This window comes from Alteromonas sp. AWQ4_252 (assembly GCF_056158205.1).
In genome coordinates, this window is sequence record NZ_JBSWSV010000001.1 from 2,364,623 (window position 1) to 2,389,074 (window position 24,452).

General features: G+C 45.4%; 15 protein-coding genes. 7 read left to right on the forward strand and 8 right to left on the reverse strand.

The features are described from left to right. Window positions 1-5 precede the first annotated feature (5 nt). From ACXACM_RS10480 to ACXACM_RS10490, 3 genes are all read right to left on the reverse strand, one after another. Window positions 6-164 (reverse strand): hypothetical protein, encoded by a 159-nt coding sequence (locus tag ACXACM_RS10480; RefSeq protein ID WP_474821586.1) that lies wholly within the window; start codon window positions 162-164, stop codon window positions 6-8. A gap of 218 nt (window positions 165-382) precedes the next feature. Then, on the reverse strand, window positions 383-4,894 hold the full coding sequence (locus ACXACM_RS10485; protein ID WP_474821587.1) for an EAL domain-containing protein: 4,512 nt from the start codon (window positions 4,892-4,894) through the stop codon (window positions 383-385). 182 nt (window positions 4,895-5,076) lie between these two features. After that, window positions 5,077-7,827, reverse strand: coding sequence for an insulinase family protein (locus tag ACXACM_RS10490; RefSeq protein WP_474821588.1), 2,751 nt, complete (start codon window positions 7,825-7,827; stop codon window positions 5,077-5,079). Window positions 7,828-7,998: 171 nt separating this feature from the next. Here ACXACM_RS10490 and sixA point away from each other — a divergent pair, with 171 nt between their 5' ends. Together sixA and ACXACM_RS10500 are read left to right on the forward strand one after the other, a co-directional pair. Further along, a complete protein-coding gene (gene sixA, locus ACXACM_RS10495; RefSeq protein ID WP_474821589.1) occupies window positions 7,999-8,514 on the forward strand; it encodes a phosphohistidine phosphatase SixA in 516 nt (171 codons plus the stop codon). Between the two features lie 102 nt (window positions 8,515-8,616). Further along, window positions 8,617-8,796: a hypothetical protein gene (locus ACXACM_RS10500; protein ID WP_474821590.1), complete on the forward strand. Its 180-nt coding sequence runs from the start codon at window positions 8,617-8,619 to the stop codon at window positions 8,794-8,796. Here ACXACM_RS10500 and ACXACM_RS10505 read toward each other — a convergent pair. Together ACXACM_RS10505 and ACXACM_RS10510 are read right to left on the reverse strand one after the other, a co-directional pair. Then, window positions 8,793-10,088, reverse strand: a complete 1,296-nt coding sequence (locus ACXACM_RS10505; protein ID WP_474821591.1) for an HlyC/CorC family transporter — start codon at window positions 10,086-10,088, stop codon at window positions 8,793-8,795. The two genes, ACXACM_RS10500 and ACXACM_RS10505, sit on opposite strands and share 4 nt — an antisense overlap. A gap of 124 nt (window positions 10,089-10,212) precedes the next feature. Further along, the gene (locus tag ACXACM_RS10510) at window positions 10,213-11,004 is read right to left on the reverse strand and encodes a cytochrome C assembly family protein (RefSeq protein ID WP_474821593.1); all 792 of its coding nucleotides are present in this window, start codon (window positions 11,002-11,004) and stop codon (window positions 10,213-10,215) included. Between the two features lie 290 nt (window positions 11,005-11,294). On the opposite strand from ACXACM_RS10510, the gene ffh reads away from it, so the two are divergent. Next, window positions 11,295-12,695 (forward strand): signal recognition particle protein, encoded by a 1,401-nt coding sequence (gene ffh, locus ACXACM_RS10515; RefSeq protein WP_474821594.1) that lies wholly within the window; start codon window positions 11,295-11,297, stop codon window positions 12,693-12,695. A gap of 98 nt (window positions 12,696-12,793) precedes the next feature. Here ffh and ACXACM_RS10520 read toward each other — a convergent pair whose 3' ends face one another. After that, window positions 12,794-13,552, reverse strand: coding sequence for a DUF6174 domain-containing protein (locus ACXACM_RS10520; RefSeq protein ID WP_474821596.1), 759 nt, complete (start codon window positions 13,550-13,552; stop codon window positions 12,794-12,796). 340 nt (window positions 13,553-13,892) lie between these two features. On the opposite strand from ACXACM_RS10520, the gene ACXACM_RS10525 reads away from it, so the two are divergent. The 4 genes from ACXACM_RS10525 to ACXACM_RS10540 all read left to right on the forward strand — a co-directional run bounded on the left by ACXACM_RS10525 (window position 13,893) and on the right by ACXACM_RS10540 (window position 20,057). Beyond that, entirely contained in the window at window positions 13,893-17,573 is a 3,681-nt protein-coding gene (locus ACXACM_RS10525) for an ATP-binding protein (RefSeq protein ID WP_474821597.1), read from the forward strand. Continuing rightward, window positions 17,570-18,205 (forward strand): condensin complex protein MksE, encoded by a 636-nt coding sequence (locus tag ACXACM_RS10530; protein ID WP_474821598.1) that lies wholly within the window; start codon window positions 17,570-17,572, stop codon window positions 18,203-18,205. Before ACXACM_RS10525 ends, ACXACM_RS10530 begins: the two co-directional genes overlap by 4 nt. Then, complete coding sequence (locus tag ACXACM_RS10535) at window positions 18,202-19,422, forward strand: phosphoenolpyruvate carboxylase (protein WP_474821600.1); 1,221 nt, start codon at window positions 18,202-18,204, stop codon at window positions 19,420-19,422. Before ACXACM_RS10530 ends, ACXACM_RS10535 begins: the two co-directional genes overlap by 4 nt. A gap of 227 nt (window positions 19,423-19,649) precedes the next feature. Next, on the forward strand, window positions 19,650-20,057 hold the full coding sequence (locus ACXACM_RS10540) for a TerB family tellurite resistance protein (RefSeq protein ID WP_474821601.1): 408 nt from the start codon (window positions 19,650-19,652) through the stop codon (window positions 20,055-20,057). A gap of 143 nt (window positions 20,058-20,200) precedes the next feature. On the opposite strand, the gene ACXACM_RS10545 is transcribed toward ACXACM_RS10540, so the two are convergent. Together ACXACM_RS10545 and ACXACM_RS10550 are read right to left on the reverse strand one after the other, a co-directional pair. Beyond that, window positions 20,201-23,317, reverse strand: coding sequence for an efflux RND transporter permease subunit (locus tag ACXACM_RS10545; RefSeq protein WP_474821602.1), 3,117 nt, complete (start codon window positions 23,315-23,317; stop codon window positions 20,201-20,203). After that, window positions 23,310-24,362: an efflux RND transporter periplasmic adaptor subunit gene (locus ACXACM_RS10550; protein WP_474821604.1), complete on the reverse strand. Its 1,053-nt coding sequence runs from the start codon at window positions 24,360-24,362 to the stop codon at window positions 23,310-23,312. The genes ACXACM_RS10545 and ACXACM_RS10550 overlap by 8 nt, the downstream gene beginning before the upstream one ends. Window positions 24,363-24,452 lie beyond the last annotated feature (90 nt).

Sequence of the window (24,452 nt, forward strand, 5' to 3'; positions counted from 1 at the left end):
CACGCTTATTTAATCTCACATGCTTTCAAGCGAGAGCAAGGCTTTACTTTTTGCAATTGCGTGGTTGCTTCCTGTTGCTTATCGATTGGCTTGGCGCCTTCTTCAGTTGTCGTTACAGGTGCGCTCGTTGAAAGTACCAGTGCCACAGCATATGCCTTTAACATTATAATATCCTCTGATTTTTTATTTGAACAAACAACACAGTTTTAATTTTTGATGTGTCATCAAAGATTTAGCGATATGCGTGCCAAACTTATCCTAAAGTATATATATTTTATTTATGCGTTTAAAATCAGAGGGTTACAGATTTGTTTTGTTAGTGGGTTGCTTGGGGAAAATCACAGACTACAGGGCTAGGGTGAGAAGCGTCAGAACTTTGACTTTAGTATGAGTTTTGCCCAATTAAGTTATAAAGCTTTTGATTTTCCTGAAGTAATTTCTCAAATCGTTCAGCATTGAGGGGTTTGCTATAAAGATAACCTTGTAACATTTCGCATTCATAGCGCCGCAATATGGTCAGCTGCTTTTCTTCTTCAACGCCTTCGGCGACCACTTTTAGCCCCAGATTATGGGCAATATTGATAATAGCGGCAGCCATGTGCCGGTCTGTACTACTTTCAGCAATATCATCTATAAAGGCTTTATCTATTTTGAGGGTGTTTAATGGGAATCGCTTTAAATAGGCCAGGGAAGAGTAGCCAGTGCCAAAATCGTCCAGGGCCAGGTGGATACCTCTGTCTCTCAAACGCTTCATCATTTCCAGGCCTTGCTCCGGGTTTTCCATCAGGGTGCCTTCAGTAATTTCGCATTCCAGGTGAAGCGGGGATAACCCAACTTCCTGTAAAATACGCTCAATTCTGTCATCAAGGCTAGGAAGTTCAAACTGCTTCGCTGAAATATTGACAGCTACACGGCCTGAGAATAACCCGGCATTGACCCAGCGTTTCGTGTCTGCGCAAGCTTTACGCAGCACTTGTTCACCAATTTCCACAATTTGACCGGTTTGCTCGGCCAGGGGAATAAATTGCCCCGGGCTGACGATACCCTTCTGGGGGTGCTCAAAACGCACCAGGGCTTCCATGCTGACCAGTTTTCCTGAAGCAATGTCCACTTTCGGCTGGTAATACACGGTGAATAAGTCATCTTTGATCCCTTGCCGGATGAGGTTTTCAATTTGTAATTGTCTCACCGCGTTTTGATTCATTTCACCGCTAAAGAACTTGTAGGTGTTCCCGCCATTGTTCTTCGCAAAGTACATGGCAGTATCGGCGTTTTTAAGCATTTCCTGAGGGCTCTTGCCATCGTTCGGATAGAAAGCAATACCTATACTGGCACCGAGCACAAATTCCTGCTTATTGATAATGAAAGGGCGTGATAAATTGTCCAGAATATCCTGAGCATAATGGGTAATAGTGTGGATGTCGGCATTCTCTTCCATCAAAATACTGAATTCATCACCGCCTAACCGGTAACAAGTAGCCTCTGAACCTGTGATCCGCTGTAAGCGTTTGGCAATTTGCTTAATGAGTACATCACCGGTTTGATGCCCCAGGGAGTCATTAATCTTTTTAAAGTTATCCATATCCAGACAAAGCAGGGCATGTGACGTTGCTTTTCTCACAAGGTTTTGGTGGCTGGCCTGGAAGAAAGAACGATTTGGTAGTTCGGTGAGCGGGTCGACATTGGCTAGTTTTAAGAGTTCTTTTTCGGTACTTTTACGGGACGTAATATCAGAAAAGACACCTACGAAGTGGCTGATACGGCCATCGTCATCGTGCACGGCGTCAATATTAAGTTCAATTTCATAGCGCTCGCCGTTGATCCGCACCGATTCAACTTCGCCAGACCAATTTCCCTTGGAACGCAGGGTTTTCTTGATTTCTTCGGTGAATGCATCCGGGTATTGGTTAAAATACATGTAGCTGGCTAGAGCTTGCTCCAGGCTCTCACCGGTATAGGTACAATACGCGTTATTCACCGAAATAAAGCGGAAGTTGGTATCGGTAATAAAGACACCTTCGGAGATATTTTCAATGGAGCGTTTAAATAAATTAAGCTGTTCTTCGGCTTCTTTCAGATGATGTATGTTTTTCAGTGTGCCTGTCATCCTGATAGGCTGCTGATTGTGATCACGTTGTACTACCTTTCCTCTGTCCAACACCCAAATCCAGGCATTTGAAAAGGTTTTAGCCCGGTAAGCAAGTTCGTAGAAATCAGTTTTACCTTCTAAGTGGGCTTTTAACGCTTCTTGCACTCTAATCATGTCATTAGGATGAATGTTGGCATCGTAGGCGCTGGAGGTCCTGATGTTATCCTGCGGGAAATCCAACGTGCCCCAGGTATTTGCTCGATAAACCTGGCCTCGGTAAACATCCCAGTCCCATAATTCGTCACCTGAGCTCCACAGAGTGAGTTTAAGCCGTTCTTCAGATTCTTTAATGGCTTGTTGACCCTGTTTGCGCAATTGATATTGACGGAGGATATAAAACAGCACAGACAATACCACAAACAAGTAAAATACCAGTGCTGCCTCGTGCAGCCAGAAAGGCCGATCTACGGTAATTTGCAGTGTTTTACTGTCAGACCAGTCTTTGTTTCCTTCTTTTGCTTGCACTTCAAACACATAGCTGCCAAAAGGCACGTTATTAAATTGAGCCAGACGGCTGTTACCAGCTGGAAACCAGTCATCCACATTGCCTTCCATGCGGTAGCGATAGATGACATTTTCAGCAATCACAGGGTTTACCAGGCCGTAAGTAATACTAAATCGAGATTGGTCGAAGGTGAGTTGCTGTGACGTTGCATGAATTACATTCGTATTAAACTCAGTTTGGCCCTGGTCTGGATCTCCGCTCTTATTACCGCCACCGAAAACTTTCAATTCAAATAGCAAGGGTGTTCGGGTTATACCAAGGTTCTGAACTTTGTTTTCTAAGTAGGATTGTTTGAGGATGTTGAAGCCTTTTACTCCGGCAAACACAAGAGCATTATCTCTGGTCAGAAGCGAGGCTCCTTCACTAAACTCATTGAAGTTTAGTGCTTCGCGGGGAATCAAATTATCTTCTTCAAGTGTAAACAAATCTACGCGGGTAATTCCAAGACGGTTGGTAAACCAGATAGCGTTTTTCCAGCCAATAGATGAAAAGGTCACACCAGCATCAGATCGCTTTGCTTGTACCTTTTCTACCTCTAAAGTATCTGCATTTATTTGCACTACGCCATTATAAAATGTGGTTACCCAGTAATTGTTGCGCCAAAAATATACGTTGACTGGTTGAAATAGACCTTGTAATCCACCAATCCTTTTGATTATCGATTTGACTTGAGGATCATATACTTCAATTCCCGATTCAGTCGCGAGCCAAAGCCTACCATTGTTATCAACAAAAATTGGATAAAATTCTCTTGTTGAATCTGGTAATTGGTGTGTATATGAATACTCACTTGCTGCAACTTTGCCTTGAAAATTCCATTTTAGGTTCGTTGGAATAGAGATTAAAGTATTAGGGGGTATTGTCAGCCAGATTTCATCACCATCGAAATAAATCCTGTCGACCATTTTATCGTCGTAAAGACTATCTAATAATACAATTTCGCTATTTCGATATTCGTAAATACGAACACCTTTAGATGAAGCAATCCAAAATCGGCCCAACTGATCTATTGCTAAATCCCAGAAAGAATTATCTTCTTCTGTCAGAAAGTAGTCTATGGTGCCTAATTCAGGTGAAAATCGTCCCAACCCTTCGTTTTGTGTAACAAACCACAAGTTTCCATTACTGTCTTCGTCTATTGCCCAAATGGTTGATGAAATTAAGTTGCGTTGAAACTCTTTTTCATTTTTAAACGTTCTTACTGCACTCAGTTCTGGTTGATATCGGAATAGCCCTGAATAGGTGCCAACCCATAGGTTACCCAGAGTGTCTGGTAGAAGGGAGAAAATATATTTCTGGTCAAGACCAGTTAAACCAATACTTTGTTCACCACTAGCGATAAACTTACCCAGTTTCAAATCATACAAGGCTATGCCTTCAAAGGTCCCTATCCATACAAGGTCATTCATCTGACGAAAGGTTGATACAGAAGACAGAGAAACATCGTCATCGTCCTTGGTACTTCCAAGCCGACTGGTTTCTCCCGCGTTGGATATTTTCAAAATACCATCGTTTGTACCTAACCAGTATTCACCGTCGATAATTTGAATGTCTTTTACCTTCGGTTCTTCAACAAAATAGCCATAGGGGTTGGCTTTTGATAAAGAATATATTTTGTCGCTGTTTTTGTTGAGGATAAAGGCGCCGTGATTTTGCGTGCCAATCCACAACCGGTGTTGTTCGTTAAAAATAACCAGCATGTCATCGGGAAAGGCGGTCCCGCGGAACGCTGGTACCAGGGTTTTTCCATCTGGTGAGAGTCGGTAAATTTGTGTGTATGTAGCTACCAGTAAACGACCGTTTTCGTCGGCGATTATATTGGTCACGAACTTGGACTGATCGCTGCCTTCCTCAAACTCAATTACATCAAAGTTGTCGTTAGTCTCGTTGTAACGTGCTAAACCCTGGTCGGTCCCTACCCACAAAGTCTGTTTATCATCGATGAACAAATCGTTAATCCATGCAGATGGAAGGGAGTTAGGGTCTAGTGGTTGGGGGTGATATTGTTTTGCGTGCTCTTCGTAGCCAGTGTAGCGGTGCAGGCCCGTAACGGTACCAAACCAAAGCACACCGTCCTCGTCTTCTGCAATATCGAGGATTGTGTGATCAGCAATGCCGTCTTTTTGTTTTATGTTCTGGAAGTAAATGTCTGAAATGGATATTGCGTGCCCCTGTAAAACAAAACAGGAAGTCAGCAATATTGCCAGACTAATTTTAATCCAGTTTATGGTTGAGCGCACCAATACACCTTTGGAGATGTTATTTATTCTAATGATTATTATCGGCAGCATCCTTTCAAACCGAAGGCCCAATATGCCGAATTACGGCTGTATTCACAAGTTTTTTTCCTTTCACCCTCAAGATGCGCTCGTTTATTATCCAATTATGGGAGAGCGCCAAGAAATCACTGCTTAATTAACCTTCAGGACGAAAAATAATTGGTAGATCGCTTAAAATGAGATAAGTCTGTTAGGTGACGGCTTTCAGTAACGGTAATGGTATCGAACTTACCTGGTGAAAAGAGCACAAGTTCACCAAATGCGGTACGCTGTGCAATTGCACTGGCATAACTCTGAATTTCATCGAAGGAAATGCATCTGATTTTATCTGCCAGTTTTTCATTCCAGTGTAAATCGTTGTTTTTGCTTCCAAGAGCAAGCCACAAGCGTTGAGATTTCATTGACAATGACAAATCTCTCTCTTCCAGTTGTTTCAACAGATTTTTCTGTATCGTAGACCAATAGAACCGGTAGAATTCAATTTCATTAAGTTGTTCAAACAGGAATTCCGTGATCTCTTTAAGGAGTACTTCCGGTCCGTGGGAAGGACTTTGAATATAGAACGCCATGCCCGGATGCTGGTTATGAGGAACATAACCGGTGCCCACAACGTAGCCCAGTTGTTTTTCAGTTCTAAGTACATTGAAAAAAGGTGCAGCTATCATCTGCTCGAGTACCATGCACATTGCAGTATCTTCAACGCTAGCGCTCGGTGCCTGCAAATACAGTACAACTGCGGCGTCATCGTGTTCGCACTTGACAAAGTGGTAAAGCGATTGTCCAACAGGAAGTTGTGAGACAGCTCTGGACAAGGGCGAAGCAGTAGCGCCAGGGCATTGTCCTTTCATACTCTGTGCAAAAGTGCGCGCATCTTCTGCCGTCCAGTTTCCATGCATGAAACTATCTACATAATATGCCTGTAGCGCACGGCTATAGTAGTCCTGCATTTGATTAAACGTACACGCCTCCACGGCCTTAAGCAGCTCAACTGGCGCTTGAGTGTTGCGCTGAACAATTACGCTCAAGCGAGAAAACAAGCGGTTTGTAGGCTTGTTCATTAACGTGTTCCTGAGACTTTGGATCTGACTGGATTTAATACGTTCGAATTGTCGGTGGTCGATTTTGAAGTTGTGTACGGTATCTAGCAGTTGAAGTGCTAATTTAGTTTGGTGGTTGGAAAACCCCCGGGTGTGGAGGGTAAAACCCGCTTGATGCCCGTACAGACGATAGTGTAAACCGGCAATTTCGGCGCGATAGTATTTAGCCTGCAGATGATCGTTCAATGCGGATAACCACAATCGCTTAGCGGCCACAGATGTAAGGTCTTCTGTGAACGCTTCACAGTCAAAGGAGATATATATATCGCCTTTCGGAGAATGGAACTGATCATCCTGGGCAAACCAAAAACTCATGTGCGGGTCTTGATGTAAGCGCACAGGGCGGGTGAAATCTTCCTGTGTCAAACATATTTGGTATTCATCTCCCAGATAAGGGTTTGGCGGTGGCAATTGCAAGCTTTCAATGGCTGATGATGCGTGTAGCTGAGCTAGAATGTCTTTGTCAATTTTACTCATACTGTACTCAGCATCGTAATGCGCACAAACCCGGTTTGTCGGCAGCCCTTGAGCGATTACTTTTACCCGCATGTTTTGAGGCGTGAAATAACTCAAGGCGTCTTCAAGTACTGCCTTGTCATAGTTATCTATGGTAGAGCGAAATTGTTTGATGTCATCACTGCTGTAAAGGAACAGATGCTGGGAGTAATCACAGACCAGATTTTGTAGCTTTGGATTGTCTTCATATTGATAAGCAAGGGCACTGAGATGTGCTTTTTCTCTAAAACGCCACTGCTCGTCAAGCGCATCTGCGATCAAATGCAAGTAGGCGAACAAGGCTTCCAGCACTTTGTATTTGTTCTGTAGTCCGTCTTCAGTGAGCTGAAAACTGACGTTGAAATCTTTAAAGGTCTCCCCTTCAATACCACTTCCGGCAATCAGGTTTGTGGCCCAGTTTTTCCCTTTTAAATAAGCCAACAGGCTGCCTTCACCTTCATCGCCTAACAAATGACTAAAATAGTTCAGGGGTTTGGTTTGTACGTTATTATGCAAACCCGGCAAAGCGAAGGTCACTATCATACGTCGCGCAGCCTGAAGAGGGATGATATTTATTTCAACGCCAAGTTGAGCAGAGGTGTAAAGGGGAGGCCAATTATCTGCCGCAGGTCTACCCGTTTTCAAACTGGTAAAACTCTGTGTTACTAGCGTTTTTACAACCTCGGGTTGAGGTGTAAAAATGGCGAGGCACATATTATTAGCAACATAGTATCGCTCGTGAAAACGATGTAAGGCATCGTGTAATTCAGTGGGTGGTATACTGCGGAATATTTCAGCGCTGCCCACTGAGAACTGACTAAAAGGATGCTCCTGGTTCGCCGTTTCTTTGTGGATCTGGTATAAGCGCCTGAGATCGTCTTTGCGTTTGAACTGAAACTCAGCGTCTATGGCATTAATTTCTCTATCCATGGCCGCCTGACAAAGCAACGGAGTACGCAGCATGTCAGCAAAAAGCGGCAATATGCGGTTTATTTCCTGGGTATGGCAATGAAAGTGATAGTTCGCATATTCTGTACCCGTCCACGCGTTGATACTGCCGCCGGCACCATCAACTATGTCGTTAATGGCATTGGCTTTAGGCAAGTGTCGACTACCTAGAAACATCATGTGTTCAAGTAGGTGTGATAACCCCTGGCACTCTGCAGGATCATAAAAATGCCCGGCTTTTACCGACATTGAAACATAGGTGGAAGGTGACGTGGTTTGCTGGCAAATCATGACACGCAGGCCATTGTCGAGGGTTACATACTCTGCGGATTCAGGAAAGAATGATGCTATCAAAATGCTCTCTTTTAATTTGTATTACTGCATTTTATCGCGAGAAACGAAAACATCATGTTTCCCGAGCTAGGTATTTAGTCTAAAACACTAAAGTCTTACCTATAAAGACTAGGCGAGTCTTATCGGGTCTGCTATTGTTTGCCAGAAGTGGTTTATCATATTCATTAACTTATGCTACGTCAAAATTCCAGCGATGACTTTTTATTGGTCGTCATGCGCCACGGTGAAGCAGAGTCCCTCCGTGTCGATGATAAGAGCCGACAGCTAACGGCAGCTGGCCGGCGTCAGGCAACGCAGGCAGCAAAGTGGTTAGTGAATAACTATTGCCCGGAAGCAGCCGTTGATCTTGCTTTAGTCAGCCCTTATCGAAGAGCCCGTCAAACCTTTGACATGGTAAATCTTGATATCGCTGCTGGAAAAACCATGATTTGTGACGATATCGTTCCGGAGGGTAACCCACAGATTGCCCATGATTATATTGATACGCTATTGAGCGCTGCGCAGACAAAGTCCAAACCCATAAAAAGTGTACTCCTGGTTAGTCATATGCCGTTTGTCAGCTACCTCCTCGATGAAATTTGCACAGTAAAGACAAATAGCCTGTTTGCTACAGCATCTATGGCAATTGTTGAATACCGCCTTAGTACTCACACCGGAAATCTTCTCACCCATTTTCAGGGTGATTAATCGCCTGCATAGAAAAAACGCAAAAAAACACTTCAGATCCTGAAATCGTGTCCGATAAAGGGAGTAGTGAGAGTGTAATTAGCTGCGTGAGGCAGTATTCCAATGGCAACAAAATCTATTCCGGATTTGCTCAGGCGATCTCTGGAAAGTCATATGGCTGAAGCCGATTTGCGTGACGACGAAGAGTTAAAAGACATTATGAATAAATTGTCTTCACTCTCGTCGAAAGTCGCTGCTGCCAAAGCGAAAGTACTCGCTAAGCGGGAAAGGGAAAAGCGTTAAGCGTCGGTAAGACTGTCGTTTTGCGGAAGATAGTATTCTGGTAAAACCCTGACGGTCTTTATCATATTATCTTTAATATCAACAATTTCCATAGGATACCCTGCAAGTCTGACGCTTACCTGATGTTCTGGAATTTCTTCTAAATATTCTAAGATAAGACCATTTAAGGTTTTAGGGCCGTCAAGAGGCAGGTGCCACTCCATTTCTTTATTGAGATCCCGCACGTTGGCACTGCCGTCCACGAGCACACTGCCATCTTGTTGTACATTCGCTTCCTTGCTGTGGTCTGGCACCATGGAGGTAGTAAAGTCACCAATAATTTCCTCGAGAATATCTTCCAGCGTTACCAAGCCCATGATGTCGCCGTATTCATCAACAACCAGCGCGATGCGTTCTTTTTCTGCCTGGAATTTGTACATCAGCGTGTGTAACGGTGTGGATTCTGGGGTGAAATAAATTTCTCTTACTGCGCGGAGCAGACTGGATTTGGTAAACTGATCTTTAGACAACAACCTTAATGCGTCTCTAACATGAACAAATCCAACTGCATCGTCGATACTGTCGCGATAGAGCAGTACACGGGTATGTTGAGATTGGGTAAGTTGCTTTTGTATTTTTTTCCAATCATCGTTGATGTCAATGGCCACAATTTCCGCTCTTGGCACCATAATGTCTTCTGCGGTGACGCTTTCAAGATCGAGAATACTCACCAGCATGTCCTGGTGTTTTTTCGGGATCATGGTTCCCGCTTCATACACCACGGTTCTCAGCTCTTCCCGGCTTAATGAGTCATCATTGCCATTTAACGGGTTAATGCGCAAAAGAAATAAAATACTGTTGGTAATACTGTTTATTAGTGCCACGAAAGGGTAAAGCACGAACAATAGAGGTAGCAGGATCAGTGAGCTGGGGAAGGCGATTTTTTCCGGATAAAGCGCAGCCAGCGTTTTCGGTGTAACTTCTGCAAATATCAGCAATATAAGTGTAAGGCCAAACGTGGTGGCGAAAAAGCCCCAGTAATCTCCGAACAAGCGGGTACAGATGATTGTCGCGATAGAGGAAGCTGCAATGTTAACCAGGTTATTACCTATGAGGATCAGACCTATCAGGCGGTCGGGCCGCTCGAGTAGTTTTTGAACGCGATTTGCAGCGCGATTACCCTCATTCTGCAGGTGTTTTAATCGATAGCGATTAATCGACATCATGCCTGTTTCTGAACTAGAGAAATAAGCAGATAAGAAAATCAGTACGCCTAAAGCAATAAATAACGTACTCGTTGATATGTCGTCCAAAAACTGGGTTCCTTTACCTTTGTGGACTTCCCAATTTAGTTATTCATAGGCCGTGTTTCAAGGGGAAGTTTGTGAATCTTTGCGTTTAGGCAGAAATTAGTCATTTTTTAAGGGAAAATTAGAATTAAAGTAACACTTCCCGAACGAACCGGCTGCCAAAATAGGCCAGCGTGAGCAGAAAAAGCCCTATCACGGTAAGTAGAATAACCGTTTTGCCTCGCCAACCCCAAATATACTGGCCTGCTAGTAGTACCACGTATACGCCAAGAGCGATAAAAGAAAGTATAGTTTTGTGAGCATATTCGGTGCTAAACATATCGTTTAGGAAAATAAAACCACTGAACAATGACATGAGCAACAAGCCAACACCCACAACCAGTAATTTAAAAAGCATTCCTTCCACGAGCATCAGGGGTGGCAGAGGGGAGTGTAATAAAGACGCGCCTTTTTGTTTCAGTTTATAAGTAATAAATGACATTTGCAGCGCATAAAGAAACGCAATAACCAGTGTGCCGTATGCGAATAAAGACAACGTGATGTGAATAACCAGACCAGGTTGCATCTCTATGTGCATAATATGATTGGCAGGCAGCGTACCGGCCGCCAGTATAGTCATAGCAGAAAAACCAAACACAACAGGTAAAAGAACAATGTTTGGTAAAACGGAAGCGCTGATTAACATGGATACAGTGATTAACCAGGAAACAAGGGAAAGTACATTGGTAATACTCATATTTTGGCCCGGTGCCAACACAATGACCTGGGACAAATAGCAAATGTGCGCGCCAGCGCCAACTATTGCAAAAGTAAATGCCAGTTTTTTATTGCTTATTTTGTGGTTTACCATTTTTCCCATGAGGAGTAAGGCTGAAGCTAAGTAGAATACTATGCCTGCAATGGCAAATAAGGTGGTCATCCCGAATCCTGTCTCAATGTCTGACGTGACTTGTTACGCTGCTAAAACGACTTAACTCCGGCTGAGAAGTTACATTTATTTTCAACACCGGGAAGTTACGTTAATAGGAACTGTTTTCATTTATAAGCGTGTATTGTTACTTCAAGTTCAATAAAAATTCAACTACAACCCGCGTTTTTCCGTTGTTCGGGAGAATATATCATCAATACAGCCAAAGGAGGTTCGTTGTCGTTCGCTTTTTCGCTATAATAGCCAGCAATTGAAAATGAAGAAAACAGAAGCCGTTTGATATGTTTGAGAATTTATCCGAACGCCTTGGCCAGACACTGCGAAATGTTAGTGGGCGGGGTAGACTTACCGAAGACAACATCAAAGATACGCTAAGGGAAGTGCGCATGGCACTTCTGGAGGCAGATGTCGCATTACCAGTTGTTAAATCATTCGTAGCGCAGGTAAAAGAGCGTGCGGTAGGCACTGAAGTTACCAAAGCGTTAAAGCCTGGCCAGGTGTTTATTAAGATCGTGCAGTCAGAGCTTGAAGCTGTCATGGGAGAGGCCAACGAAAAGCTGAACCTCTCAGCACAACCTCCTGCAGTTGTACTTATGGCAGGTTTGCAAGGTGCCGGTAAAACCACAAGTGTAGGTAAACTGGCGAAATACCTCACAGAGCGTGAAAAGAAAAAAGTACTGGTAGTCAGTGCCGACGTTTATCGTCCGGCTGCGATTAAGCAATTGGAAACCTTAGCGCAAGAAGTGAGTGTTGGCTTCCATCCTTCTTCGGTGGATGAGAAACCTATCGACATCGTCAACGGTGCAATCGATGCAGCAAAAAAACAGTTCTACGATGTACTACTGGTAGATACTGCGGGTCGCTTGCATGTAGACGCCGATATGATGGACGAGATTAAAGCATTACACAGTGCTGTGAAACCCGTTGAAACGCTGTTTGTTGTGGATGCCATGACAGGGCAGGACGCAGCGAATACGGCGAAAGCATTTAATGATGCGCTGCCTCTTACAGGTGTCATTCTCACTAAAGCAGACGGTGATGCCCGTGGTGGTGCAGCCTTGTCTGTGAGACAAATTACTGGTAAGCCGATTAAGTTCATCGGTATGGGCGAAAAAGTGGATGCCCTTGAGCCATTCCATCCCGAGCGTATCGCCTCTCGAATTTTAGGAATGGGTGATGTCCTTAGCCTCATTGAAGAGGTGGAAAGGAAAGTTGATAAGGACAAAGCGCAAAAACTGGCGAAGAAAGTTCAAAAAGGAAAGGGGTTTGATTTACAGGATTTTAAAGAGCAGTTAGAGCAAATGCGCAATATGGGCGGCATGATGGGGTTGATGGATAAACTGCCCGGCATGGGAGGCATGGCTGATAAAATTAAAGATCAGGCCAATGAGAAACAGTTCAACCAAATGGAAGCCATTATTAATTCCATGACACCAGGTGAACGCGCCCGACCAGAGATCATCAAAGGCTCGAGAAAACGGCGTATCGCCGCAGGTTCGGGGACACAAATTCAGGATGTAAACCGTTTGCTCAAGCAGTTTACGCAAATGCAGAAAATGATGAAAAAAATGTCTGGCGGCGGCATGAAGAAAATGATGCGTCAGATGAAGGGCATGATGCCACCTGGCGGCATGGGCGGTGGTGGCATGGGCGGTGGTGGTGGCATGTTCCCACCGAGATAAGTCCTATCTTTTATGCAAGAAAACCCTGAGGTGTCACGACATCTCAGGTTTTTTTTATGCCTTGTATCTGTGTAATGACCCGTTTTTTGTTCTTTTCGTTAGTCTGTGGATGTAAGAGATATACTGATCTCTCGGGTAAACACATGGCATAAGTCTCTCCCAATACCGATGCCGGTAAGGGTTTCTGTGCGATAGCCGTATTTTGCGATAGCAATATCAAAATACCCATCCTGTTCGGTCAGCAGTGGAATAGCTGCGCTGGCATCACAATTTTCATCAGTGTTCACCGTTGTCATATTATGTTCAGCATCAGTCACGGTAATCGTAACCCCGCATGCTGCAGCCTCTCCATCAACGAAAACAGACAAAGAAACACCGTGCACTTCTTCATAGGTACACACCGCGTCTTCAGCGAGAATAAGGTTGCTTACGGAGATGCTGTATTCGTCATCGGCGATCTGCATATTGCCATCAACACGCACATTAGTGGGGTAACCCAGTGTTGGGTGATATGTTACATCGAGGCGCTCAGCGCGACTTTCTTCAATGGCAATACGATGAAATAGTTCACTGATGGTTTGCGTATCATAGTCACTGAGTATCAATCGTTCATGAGAAGTCTCATTTACCAATGACGTTATTTTATTGTTTTCAACCAGAACGACTCTTGGGGCTGTGGCTTCCTGGGTGCAAAAACACGACATCTGGGATTCGAATTGATAGTGTGTGCTTTGCGTACTTTCCCACTTGGCGCGATTGACATTTAACGTTTCAAGAACCTCACTGTTCTCACTTTTACAAGCCTGCACAAGAGGGAAAAAGCACAATATTAAGAAAATGGTGCGTTGGTTCATCATAATCATACGCTCAACAATGCCAGTACATCATTATTGAACACTGCGTACTGCACTAATGTAATTAGTTGTAATTACTTTGCGATCTTTTGTGATTGAAAAGTGGTCAGCTACAACCAGTTGCGTATATCGAAACTGGGCAACAGGTCTATTTCATAATAAACTGCCGCCTTCGATAATTTTTGAAGGTTCACGAGGGGCTGACTCCGCCCATTAGAAAAAAACAGCCCTTGCGGCTTATTATTTTCGCCTTCGTAGCTAAGAATGTGGTCGGGCAATACATTACTCGAACAAGAACATTGGACATTAGCCACGTCAACGCCGACACGACAACAGGAATTTTATGGCCGGGTTAAAACGAATTATTCTTATCGATACACACCTACCGGGTGTTGTTGAGCTGAAACTAGATGGTCACACCAATATATGTGGAACTAATGCCTCAGGCAAAACCACTTTGCAGCGTCTGATCCCCGTTTTTTACGGCGAATATCCGAGCCGGGTTGTTCCGGCCACAAGGGACAGTTTCGAGCGATGGTATTTGCCGCGAACATCATCGTTTATCATCTATGAATACACCAGAGCAGAAGGCGACTTGTGTCAGGCCGTGTTGAGTTCAAATGGTACGGGTGTGAACTACCGGTTTATTGGCAAGCCTTTTGACATTGATGATTATCTCATCACGCAGAAAAACGACAAACGGGTAAGCATAGGCAGCGCCGAACTCGCCAGGGCGATGAAGCGCAACAATATTCTGGTCACCAGCCTGCTAACCACAAAAGACTTTCGCGCCATATTACAAAACGATCACGGCGTGCTGAATCAAAGTAGTAATGCACGTGAATTACTGGGTTATGCGCGGATTTTTAGTCTGTGCCCTCCAAACCTCCATGTTCGCCATATTGAGAAACTTGCCAAGGCGGTGCATTCCAAAGAAGGCAAAATGGAAACTATCAAAGCCATGATTGCTGCCATTTTGGAAGAAGATGGGGTTCAACCTCCGACATCAAACCTCAGTCGAGCCCGGGTAGATGACTGGTTAAAAGAGTGTCAGTTGATAAAACAGTTCGACCGAATTCGACCAGAGTTTGCCAAGCTTGAACAGGCAGACATGGCGCTGTCTTCCACTGAACAGCAACTGGCTACGCTCAAACAGGTTTTCGAAGCCGATAAAACCTACTTGTCGGAAACCGTCGCCAAGGCCAAAATCGCTTTGGAAGATAACCAGTTCGATAGAAAGCAAAACGAAACAACCTGGTCTGAACACCGTGATATGCTAAATCAGACCGTGTCGTCTGCCCGCGCCGATGTGGAAAAATACACTGCGGAACTCGATGCCGTTGAAGAAGAATTCCAACGCTGGCAAGACGAAGACATAGAGCAACTCAAAGAAGACGTGGCTAACTTAAGTCAATGGCAAAACGAACGTCAAACCCTGTCCAGTCGCTATAATCTTCTTACTGAAAAACATCAGGATATAGAATCTACGTACAACCGCCGCATTGCTGAACTTGGTGAACAGCTTAGTGCGCACCTTGAAGCATTGTCGGCGAGCAGGCAGGAAGTTGCGGAAAAACGCGGCGACATTCAACAACAGGAAAGAGAAGCACTACAAGCCATAAAAGATGATTATTCCCAGCAGCTGCAAAGCCTGAATCACGCTCATCAGAACGCGTTAAGTGATGTTAAGGTGACAGAAGCTGAGTTGAAATCTGCGTTGAGTAACGCTGGTTTCAATGAATTTGAACAGTCTCAGCTAGATTTATTAGATGCTTCTATCAAAGAGGCAAGTGTGAATGAAGATGCGGCCAGAGCTGAGTTTCGCAAATCGCAGCAACAACACTCTCAGGCTATACAACAACGCCAGGAGGCATCGGCGGCACTCGATAAGGCCAGAACTCAGTACCAACAGGCTGAGAAAAAGGTGGAAAGCATTCACCAGTTACTCTATCCCGGCGAAGGCTCGCTACTAGAATTTCTTCGCGGTAACCTTGAGAACTGGGAGCAGACGCTCGGTAAGGTTATCAGACCAGAACTGCTGAAACGCAAAGATTTAACGCCATCGGTTTCTCAGGGAGACAATTTATTCGGTGTATCCCTGGCGTTAGAGGCACTGGATACACCAGAATACGCAAACACTGAACAGGAATTAAAAGCGCAACTGCAATCAGCTGAAGCCGTGTTAGCAGATGCACTAAATGCACAGAATGACGGTGAAGCGGCGTTAGCAAAAACCAATGAAGCAGTGCGAAACGCCGAATTAGCGCTTACTCAGAAAGACAACAGTGTGCGCAGTGCAGAAGCAACACGAAAGCGGGCACAGCAAGATCGCGACAGTGTGTTAAGCGAATACCAGCAGGCACTTTCAGAGCGAAAACAAAAATCCCGTAAAAAATTAGATGACATTATTCAAGTCAGAAAACAGCTGGTGGCTCAGTATGAACTCGACCGCGATGAGATGAAAGATCAGCAACGTGAAGCTGAAACAGAGCACCGTTTTCATTGGCAACAACTGATTGCCGACGCCGATACGCGAATTGAGCAACTCGATAGTGATATTAGGAAAGCCAAGGATACGGCAGCGAAAGATCGTCTGGAGATGGAACAGTGGCTGAAAAACGAATTAAATAATCGGGGCGTTGACGTAGATGAAATTGGTGCTATTAAAAAACGCATCAATACACTCAAAGAAGACATCTATCGCACGGAGACGAATCGGCACAAGGTACAGGATTATGAACGCTGGTATCAAACGGTTTTTACCGGCCACAAAGTTACCTGGCAGAACGCACTGTCAACGGCAAGAAAAGCACTGGCAGAAGCCGAGCGTTCTCTGGCACAAAAACAAAGTGCTTATCGCGAACAACGGGAAGCCCTGAAAGAGCAACAAAGTCTCATTGAGGCTTCGTTAAAAATTGCCTCCGACCAATTGGAACAGGTGCTCAATTTTGCCAAAAGCTTAGCTAAGATCACATTGCCAGTAGCGTCTTCTGAACCTGAAATAAGACAAGACGAAGTCTCTATTAATCAGCGGCTATCTCAGGTTCAAAGCGCGCTGCAAGAGCGTGAAAATCTGTTATCTGATGTCAATGCTTACGTTGAACGCTTCGACCAACTTATTGCTGCACAAGCCGGTACCGGTTTGTCAGACACCTGGGAGCGTGCACGGGAAGAGTGCGCGACCATGAATGCTCACGGTGTTAAAAGTATCGATCATCGAAGAATGGTGACCCACCTGGCACAGTTGCTCAACGTCATCGTGCCGCAAAAACTGCAGGGGCTAAAAGAGCAGGGGCGTATATTTGGTGCTGATCTCAGCCAGTACTATTTTGTACTGGCAGATATCGACAAACGCATTGTGTCTCAAAGCCGTCGTATTACCAAAGAGGTTGACGGTGAGCTGTTCCTCGATGGTGTTTCCGACTCTGCGGTAAAAATTCGTTCTCGTATAAGCGAACTCGAGTTCTGGCCAGAACTGGAGCAGTTCCGCCGGTTATATCAAGCTTGGATGGAACAAGGTGCTAACGAATTGCCCGATGAAGAGTATGGTCACAGTATGCGAAGTGTTCTGGATATTCTCGGTCGCGCGGCCCTCACAGGGGGGATCAGTAAATTACTCGATATCGAGCTGCATCTGCGGGAAGGCAACAGCGATTTGGTGATCAGAACTGACCGTCAGCTCAACGAGTCATCCAGTCACGGGATGGCCTATTTGATCTTGTGTAAGTTCTTACTGGCCTTTACCCGATTACTTCGAGGCGAGGCTGATGCCACTATACACTGGCCGATTGATGAACTCGGCACGCTGCACCAAAGTAACGTGAAAAAGATTTTTGACGCTTGTCAGAACAATAACATCAGTGTCGTGGGGGCGTTCCCGAACCCTGAGTCAGATGTACTGACCTTATTTGAAAATAGATATCTCATCGACAAGGTCAGCAGAAAATTGCAGGTTGTTGAACCTAAAGTCAGTGCCATAGCTGAGAGGATCAAAGCCCGTCGTGAACAGGAGGCGTCCTTATGATGTCAGAACAAGGCCGAATTTTAAGCATGCTTTTACAGGGGCGTTTCATTTGTCAGGTAAGTGATGAAGAGGCCTGGCGCTTTTTGAAAAGTCGCGACAATGGAGAAAAGCTTGAGCCTCACTTAAATGTTCTCAACCGTACTCTGGCGTCAACGGCGGAAGGGGATGTGTTTTTTGCAGCTTATTTGTCTATCGGTGATGAAGAAAGAAAGGTGCTAGCCCAGCAATTTCAAGACACTGCATCGGCGTTGGTGCCACTGGTTGAGTGGTTACTACTAGTCCAACAGGCCAATGAATCAGATATGCCCGTCACCATGGGAAATGCGATTCGACTAAATGAACTGCAAAGTGTAATAGAAGATACGCCTGCTTACGCTGAGCAACTGGAAAAAATTTCCCGTTACCGGTTGTTCAACTCCACCAGTGTGAACTTAGATGGGCAAATCAAGCAGGTGTTTAAGCGGTTGACCGATATGGGGTATCTGGTTAAACCCAATGCGGAAAAGCAAATCTACCTGGTGACCGGAAAGGTAGAGCACCTTTTCGAAATGATTAAGTTTATAGATGAAACAGAATCCTTGTCGCTATCAGAGCAAGCGGAAGCGGCCGTGCAGCAGGGTAGTTTGTTATGAGTCAACCTTTGATAGAAGCCGGAGCCCGGTTACTCAATGCTATGGGCAGGCATAGTGAACTCATTATGCAGGCTTATATCGCCGGGTCGGTTAAAGAAAGTGACTATAGTCGCAAAGTACTCGATCAACTGGTTCAGCTTGGTGTGTTATGGCGTCCGGACCCGCAAAGCCCGTTGCGACTAAAAAATGCCGTGCGCACGTTGCTGGAGGGCAGTTTACAGGATGACAGAAATCGCACCATTACCACCAATATCACAGCATCGTTAGCAAGTCTTAGGACCCTGGCGGAACACTACAAAGAAGCCTTGCATTACAGCCGCTTCAATGAAGCCCACGCCCATATGAGCGATTTGACTGAACACGTTTATCAGCTCACTGAATCTTTGACCAACAGCGTTCGGATCTTATTTAGCCGAATTAATAACGAATTTGGTTATGTGTCATCAGTTGAAGCAAAAATCCGAGAAAACGAGCTGGCTCAAGGGCAGGTGAGTGATTTGCTTCAACAATTAGAAAGCTTTCACTTTGATCAGCTCAGTGAACTCGCGGGCAGCAACAGAGAGTTAAGACACCTGTTGGTTGTCGCACTGCAACAGAGCTTTGCTAAAGCGGCTCAGGAGCTATCTGTGGTTCAGGCTCGTTTGCTGGATTTACTGGGTAGATTTCGGGAATTCCAGGGCCGTACCCGTATTCTCAAAGGCTTTCTGCTACATATGGAGCAACAACCTGACTTTGCGCCAGGTAATTACACTGCACTTAGCCAGGTTCCCGTATTGTTTAACCAGTCGAATTGCTTGCTTGATGCTGCCAGTGCTGATGTCAATCGGGTGGAACACGAAGCTGACTATCAAAGCATCGTCTCGTCCCTGACAGATATTTCTCGCGCATCAAAGGATGTTCAGGGCGTGGAAGCGTCCCAGGAGATTGATGTTTCTGAGCAAACCAGTATTTCCCTTGAAAAAGATCCTATCCACATTGCTGTAGATGATTATTTCTGTAACGTAATTGATTCAGGGCAGCCAAAATCAGCCCTTACCTATTTTGCCGAGCACGAATTAAAGTTTGATCCTGAAGTGTGGATTTACCAGGTTATAGGTGGTTATCAGGCTCTGGACGACAACGATAAGAGTTTTTTTGCTCTCGATGCCACAGGTGAAGCTCATAAGGTTTTCAACGGAAATTTTTATATTAATGACGTGACGTTAGGGCTGCGATAATCACTGCAGGAGAGTGGACGATAAGGGAAAAATCAATGATATTTTTTATTAACAATAAGTGACATTTTTGTTAATGAGTCTATAATTAAAGCTTGTGTAACATACTGAACTTTATGTAGCAGCTATGCGTAATAGGCGTGTCACATTTGGGAACTACTGTGGCACGCAATCGTTGATTGCAGTATCAGCAAAACTGTTAAGGCATATGGCACACATTGGAGAATATCATGCAGTTGTCCCATGAGCAGTCGTTCAATCAGGCGCTAATTCGTCTGTCCGTTCTTTTATACCAGGTCGATGGAAAAGTTACTTTATCAGAGCAAGATTACCTGGAATCAATCATCAGTGAACTCAATTGGCAGAGTCCTATTTGCCGGGAGGCTTTCTTTACTGATGCAATTTATCAAATGCGGCAAGTATTGGATGCCGGAGAAGAGCAGCATTATCTGCGCACTCTGCAATCGGACCTCATCTTCGACGCCGATAAGGCCCTTGAAGTTGCTATGGGGATCACTGGCGTCGATGGTGAAAGAAGTGAAGAAGAAACCGAATTGTTGTCTTTGCTTACCCACAAAGTACTTGCGAAGGCGTTGGTTAATCGAGCTAAACCCGTATCTTCTCAAGAGCTCAATTAATTAAATGTTATAACCGAACTACGCACCTTGTTCATTGCCTGAAACTCCCTCGAAATGAAAAAAGTGTGCCGAAAATAGCATCTCGTTCTAACAAAAAACGCATCTGAATCGATGCGTTTTTGTTTTTTTCTGGCCAATTGTCGTTATGCAATCTGTTGCTCATCAGCGTCTATGAGCTCTTTTTCCAGTCTTTGTGTTTCATCAGCACGTGGTTTAGTAAAACGTGCCAGCGCCAGGTATAACACAGGGGTAAGGTAGAGGGTGAAGACGACGGCGAGCCCCAGGCCACCAAACACAACCCACCCAATGGCATTTCTTGATTCGGCCCCTGCGCCAGTGGAGAGAATGAGTGGTAAACCACCAAGGATAGTGGATACCAGTGTCATCATAATAGGGCGAAGGCGAACTTTCCCCGCTTCTACAATAGCATCGTATACAGAATATCCGTGATCCCGAAGTTGGTCGGCAAATTCAATAAGCAAAATGGCATTTTTCGCCAACAGGCCTATGAGCATAACAAGGCCGATTTGAGAATAAACATTGATGGTGGTGTTGGTCAGATAGAGCGCATAAATAGCGGCTGCGATGCCAAAAGGAACGGTAAGCATAACAACCACTGCACTGTTCACACTTTCAAACTGAGCCGCCAGAACCAACAACACAATAATAAATGCCAATACATAAGTTAGTGCAACTTGTCGTGACGTTTCTTCAAAAGTTTGTGCTTCACCGAGGAAAACCAGGCCAATGCCGTTCGGTAGGATATCGTTACTCAATGCGCGGAGTTTTTCCACTGCTTCATTAATGGGGTAACCCTCTGGCAATTCCATTTCAAGTTTAATGGCACGACGCTGTGCCTGGCGCTCGAGTTCAGCAGCGACACCTTCTTCCGTAATAAAGGCAACGCTGGAAAGTGGAACCAGAGATCCGTTTGATGACTTCACGTATAAACTGGTTAGGTCAGACGGGTTACTACTATTGCGATTGTCAGATTGCAACATAATGGGAATCGCCTGGTCGCCAACATTGAGATCGGCAATATCGTCACCGTTCACGGCAGCACGGAGTGTCGAGGCAATATCGCTTAGCGGTACACCTAATTCTTCCGCCCGGCGACGGTCAATATTAACACGCATTTGAGGTTGCGTGGGTTCGTAGCTAACCCTGGGAGTACCCAGTTCCGGAATGTTTTCTTCAATGGCGCGAGCAAAATCCAGTGAAGCGTCATAAATACTGTCATAACTGCTTCCCGTCAGGGCAATCTCTAACCCACCGCCCTGACCGCGCAAGTTTAGACTGTTGCCACCAAAGGCATTTCCTGGTGCACCGGGAATGGCCTGTAATTTTGGACGTATTTCTGACACGATATCTTGTAAGGATTGGTCACGATCATCCCAGTGCTTTAGCGGTACTGTGATGAAAACGATATTCGGGTCCCAGGAGCCGACCACTGTGTAAATCGAATCTACGGTACCATTATCAACATAGGGCAAAAGCACTTCTTCCATTTTATGCGCTTGTCTGTCCATAAAGTTCATTCCCGCACCATCAGGCCCGCGAGCGAATATACGGATGGTTCCCCTATCTTCACTGGGCAGGAGTTCATTGTTAATATTCTGCGCAGTGAACCAGGCACCAGCAGCAGCCAATAAACTTAACACTACTACCAGCCAAGCGTATTTCAATGCCCATAGCAGCGAAGATTGATAAGCCTGCAAGCAACTGTTGCCGAAACGGCCCAGAGTTTTTGAAAACACACTTTGTTTGTCGCCTTTTTGCTTAATAGGCAGGCGCGCGGTTAAAGCAGGAACCAGTGACAAGGCGACAAATGAAGAAATAATCACAGCGCCCGCAAGTACACCACCAAACTCTCTGAACAAACGACCGGCAGTTGAAGGTAAGAAAGCGATGGGAATAAAAACCGAAGCGAGAACCGCTGTGGTTGCCACCACAGCAAAAAATACTTCCCGTGTCCCAATGACGGCTGCAGCTCTCGCACCAAGCCCCATGCCTCGGCGTCGTTGAATATTTTCAGACACCACAATGGCGTCATCTACAATCATACCTGTTGCCAGTACCAGAGCGAGTAAGGTGAGAATATTTATAGAGAAACCCAGCATCCAGATAACACCGAGTGCGCCGGCTAACGATACGGGTATAGATAACGCGGGAACGATAGTTGCTCGCCAGGAGCCAATAAACACCAACAAGGTAAAGACAACCAGCACCACCGTGATGGTAAGAGAGCCTACTACTTCTCCAACTGAGTCACGAATAAACTCTGCATCATCACTGGTGACGACAATATCCATGTCGATAAAACGCTTATTGAGATCTTCAACCATGGCAATAACTTCATCAGAAATTTCTATGGTATTGGAACTGGCTTGGCGAACTACACCCAAACCAATAACAGGTTTGCCATCAAGTCGGACCATGCTGGTACTATCGGCAGGACCGAAAAAAACACTGGCAATATCACCAACGCGAATATCACCACTGACGACGATGTTGGCAACATCTTCGGCAGATACTGACGTGGCATCGGCACGCACAATGAGTGATTGATCCTGCGACTGAATACTTCCCGCAGGAACGTCGAAAGGCGCCAGGGCGAGGGCATCAGCGACATCTGTCATCGACAGCCCAAAACTGGTTAGACGAAGAGGATCAACCGAAACACGCAGTACTCTGGCTCTGTCACCACGCAGTTGCACATCGGCAACCCCGGGAATACTTAGAAAGAGGGGAGCAAGGTCGGTGTCTACCCGTTCTGTTAGGGTTTCCATATCCAGGGTTTTACTCGATACCGCGAGACTTACTACCGCTTGTGCATCGTTGTCGGCGCGAATAATGGATACTTGTTCTACATCTTCCGGTAATTGCCGCTGCACCCGGCTGACTGATTCCCGGGTTTCGTTTGCTGCATCTTCAAGATTTATTCCAGGGCGAAACTCAACGCGCACCCGAGCTGAACCTTCTTCACTTTGAGCGTAAATACTTTTCACGCCGCTGACCCGGGCAACGGCGCCCTCGAGCCTGCTTGTTACTTCTGCGTCTACTGTTTCGGGTGAACCACCCGGATATTGTGCTGTAACGGTTACTGTTGGGGTGTCAACATCGGGTAACTCCCGAACCTCAAGACCATTAAGTGCAGCAAAACCCGCTATGGCAATTAATAGGTTTAGAACAACAATAAGAACCGGGCGGCGGATTGATAAAGAGGGGAGGTCGCCAGTTTGTAAGGCATGTTTACCCATTTTGCACGCCCCGCGCTAATTCTGTGGTGATCTCTTGCCCTTCTCTGAGCCGCTGGATACCTTCAGCTATTAGCATATCGCCTGGTGAAAGTTCTCCAGATACCAAAATGGTGCCCCGCAAACGCTGGTGAACGTTAACATCCACACGCTTGGCTTTTCCATTTTCGGCCACCCATACATAAGCGCCGGTCGCTCCCCATAATAACGAAGCTTCCGGGACGGCAGCGTATTCATTACCGTTAATGGCCAGATTGACACGAAAACTCATGCCAGGACGGTAGTTATCGGCACTGTTATCTAAAATGGCTTTCGCCCGTAACGTTCGGTCTGTTTCACTGATGCGGGAATCGACTTCTGCAATATCTGCTTGAAGGCTGGTATCGCGGTTTGTCCAGGGTTGTAAGCTAACGCTGGGGTTATTAAGTAAAACGTTCAACGATGCTTCAGGGGCTCGAAAATCGACAAATAATTTACTTCTGTCATCCAGTGTTGTGATGACTGTGGTGGTGGTGATACGGTCGCCCACTTCCACGTCTGTTAGTCCAACCACACCTGCAAATGGGGCTTCAACAACACGGTCTTCTAAATCTGCTTTCGCTTCATCTAATGCGACTTCAGCCAGATCTCTGGCGGTTTGAGCTAAATCTAACTCACTTTGAGGAATTGCGCCTTTCGCGCGGCTTTCCTGTAAACGCTTATACGTGCGTTCTGCGTCCAGCAATTGTAACTCTGCCCGTCTGACAGCAACCCGTTGGCGACGATCGTCCAGTCGAACCAGTACTTTGCCCTTTTCCACGACCTGACCGGGCACAAAATTAACTTCGGTCACTTCGTCTGCAACAGCGGGATAGAGAACAAGGGAACGCACGGCTTCTGCTGTGCCTACTGCTTCAACATCTCGCTTTTCAAATTGGAATTTGACTTCTTCAAGTACTACTAACTTCGCTTGCTTGTCGCCAAAATACTGGGCACTTGCTTGATTCCCTGCAACAGTTAACAGTAGACTCAGGCCTAAGACTACTGTTTTAATTACTTGCTTGTTCATTATATTTCCAGAAAAGATCGGTTATCCGTATTAAAAGCGCGTTCACTATGCTGTATTAGACATCGATGATGAAGGCTCGATACTGTTTTG

What these genes read in the sequence shown, in the direction of transcription:
- ACXACM_RS10530 (WP_474821598.1), top strand. Translation starts at nt 17,570, where the DNA reads ATGATGTCAGAACAAGGCCGAATTTTAAGCATGCTTTTACAGGGGCGT.
- ACXACM_RS10520 (WP_474821596.1), bottom strand. Translation starts at nt 13,552, where the DNA reads ATGATGAACCAACGCACCATTTTCTTAATATTGTGCTTTTTCCCTCTT.
- ACXACM_RS10550 (WP_474821604.1), bottom strand. Translation starts at nt 24,362, where the DNA reads ATGAACAAGCAAGTAATTAAAACAGTAGTCTTAGGCCTGAGTCTACTG.
- ACXACM_RS10545 (WP_474821602.1), bottom strand. Translation starts at nt 23,317, where the DNA reads ATGGGTAAACATGCCTTACAAACTGGCGACCTCCCCTCTTTATCAATC.
- ACXACM_RS10535 (WP_474821600.1), top strand. Translation starts at nt 18,202, where the DNA reads ATGAGTCAACCTTTGATAGAAGCCGGAGCCCGGTTACTCAATGCTATG.
- ACXACM_RS10525 (WP_474821597.1), top strand. Translation starts at nt 13,893, where the DNA reads ATGGCCGGGTTAAAACGAATTATTCTTATCGATACACACCTACCGGGT.
- ACXACM_RS10540 (WP_474821601.1), top strand. Translation starts at nt 19,650, where the DNA reads ATGCAGTTGTCCCATGAGCAGTCGTTCAATCAGGCGCTAATTCGTCTG.
- ffh (WP_474821594.1), top strand. Translation starts at nt 11,295, where the DNA reads ATGTTTGAGAATTTATCCGAACGCCTTGGCCAGACACTGCGAAATGTT.
- ACXACM_RS10510 (WP_474821593.1), bottom strand. Translation starts at nt 11,004, where the DNA reads ATGACCACCTTATTTGCCATTGCAGGCATAGTATTCTACTTAGCTTCA.
- sixA (WP_474821589.1), top strand. Translation starts at nt 7,999, where the DNA reads ATGCTACGTCAAAATTCCAGCGATGACTTTTTATTGGTCGTCATGCGC.
- ACXACM_RS10480 (WP_474821586.1), bottom strand. Translation starts at nt 164, where the DNA reads ATGTTAAAGGCATATGCTGTGGCACTGGTACTTTCAACGAGCGCACCT.
- ACXACM_RS10500 (WP_474821590.1), top strand. Translation starts at nt 8,617, where the DNA reads ATGGCAACAAAATCTATTCCGGATTTGCTCAGGCGATCTCTGGAAAGT.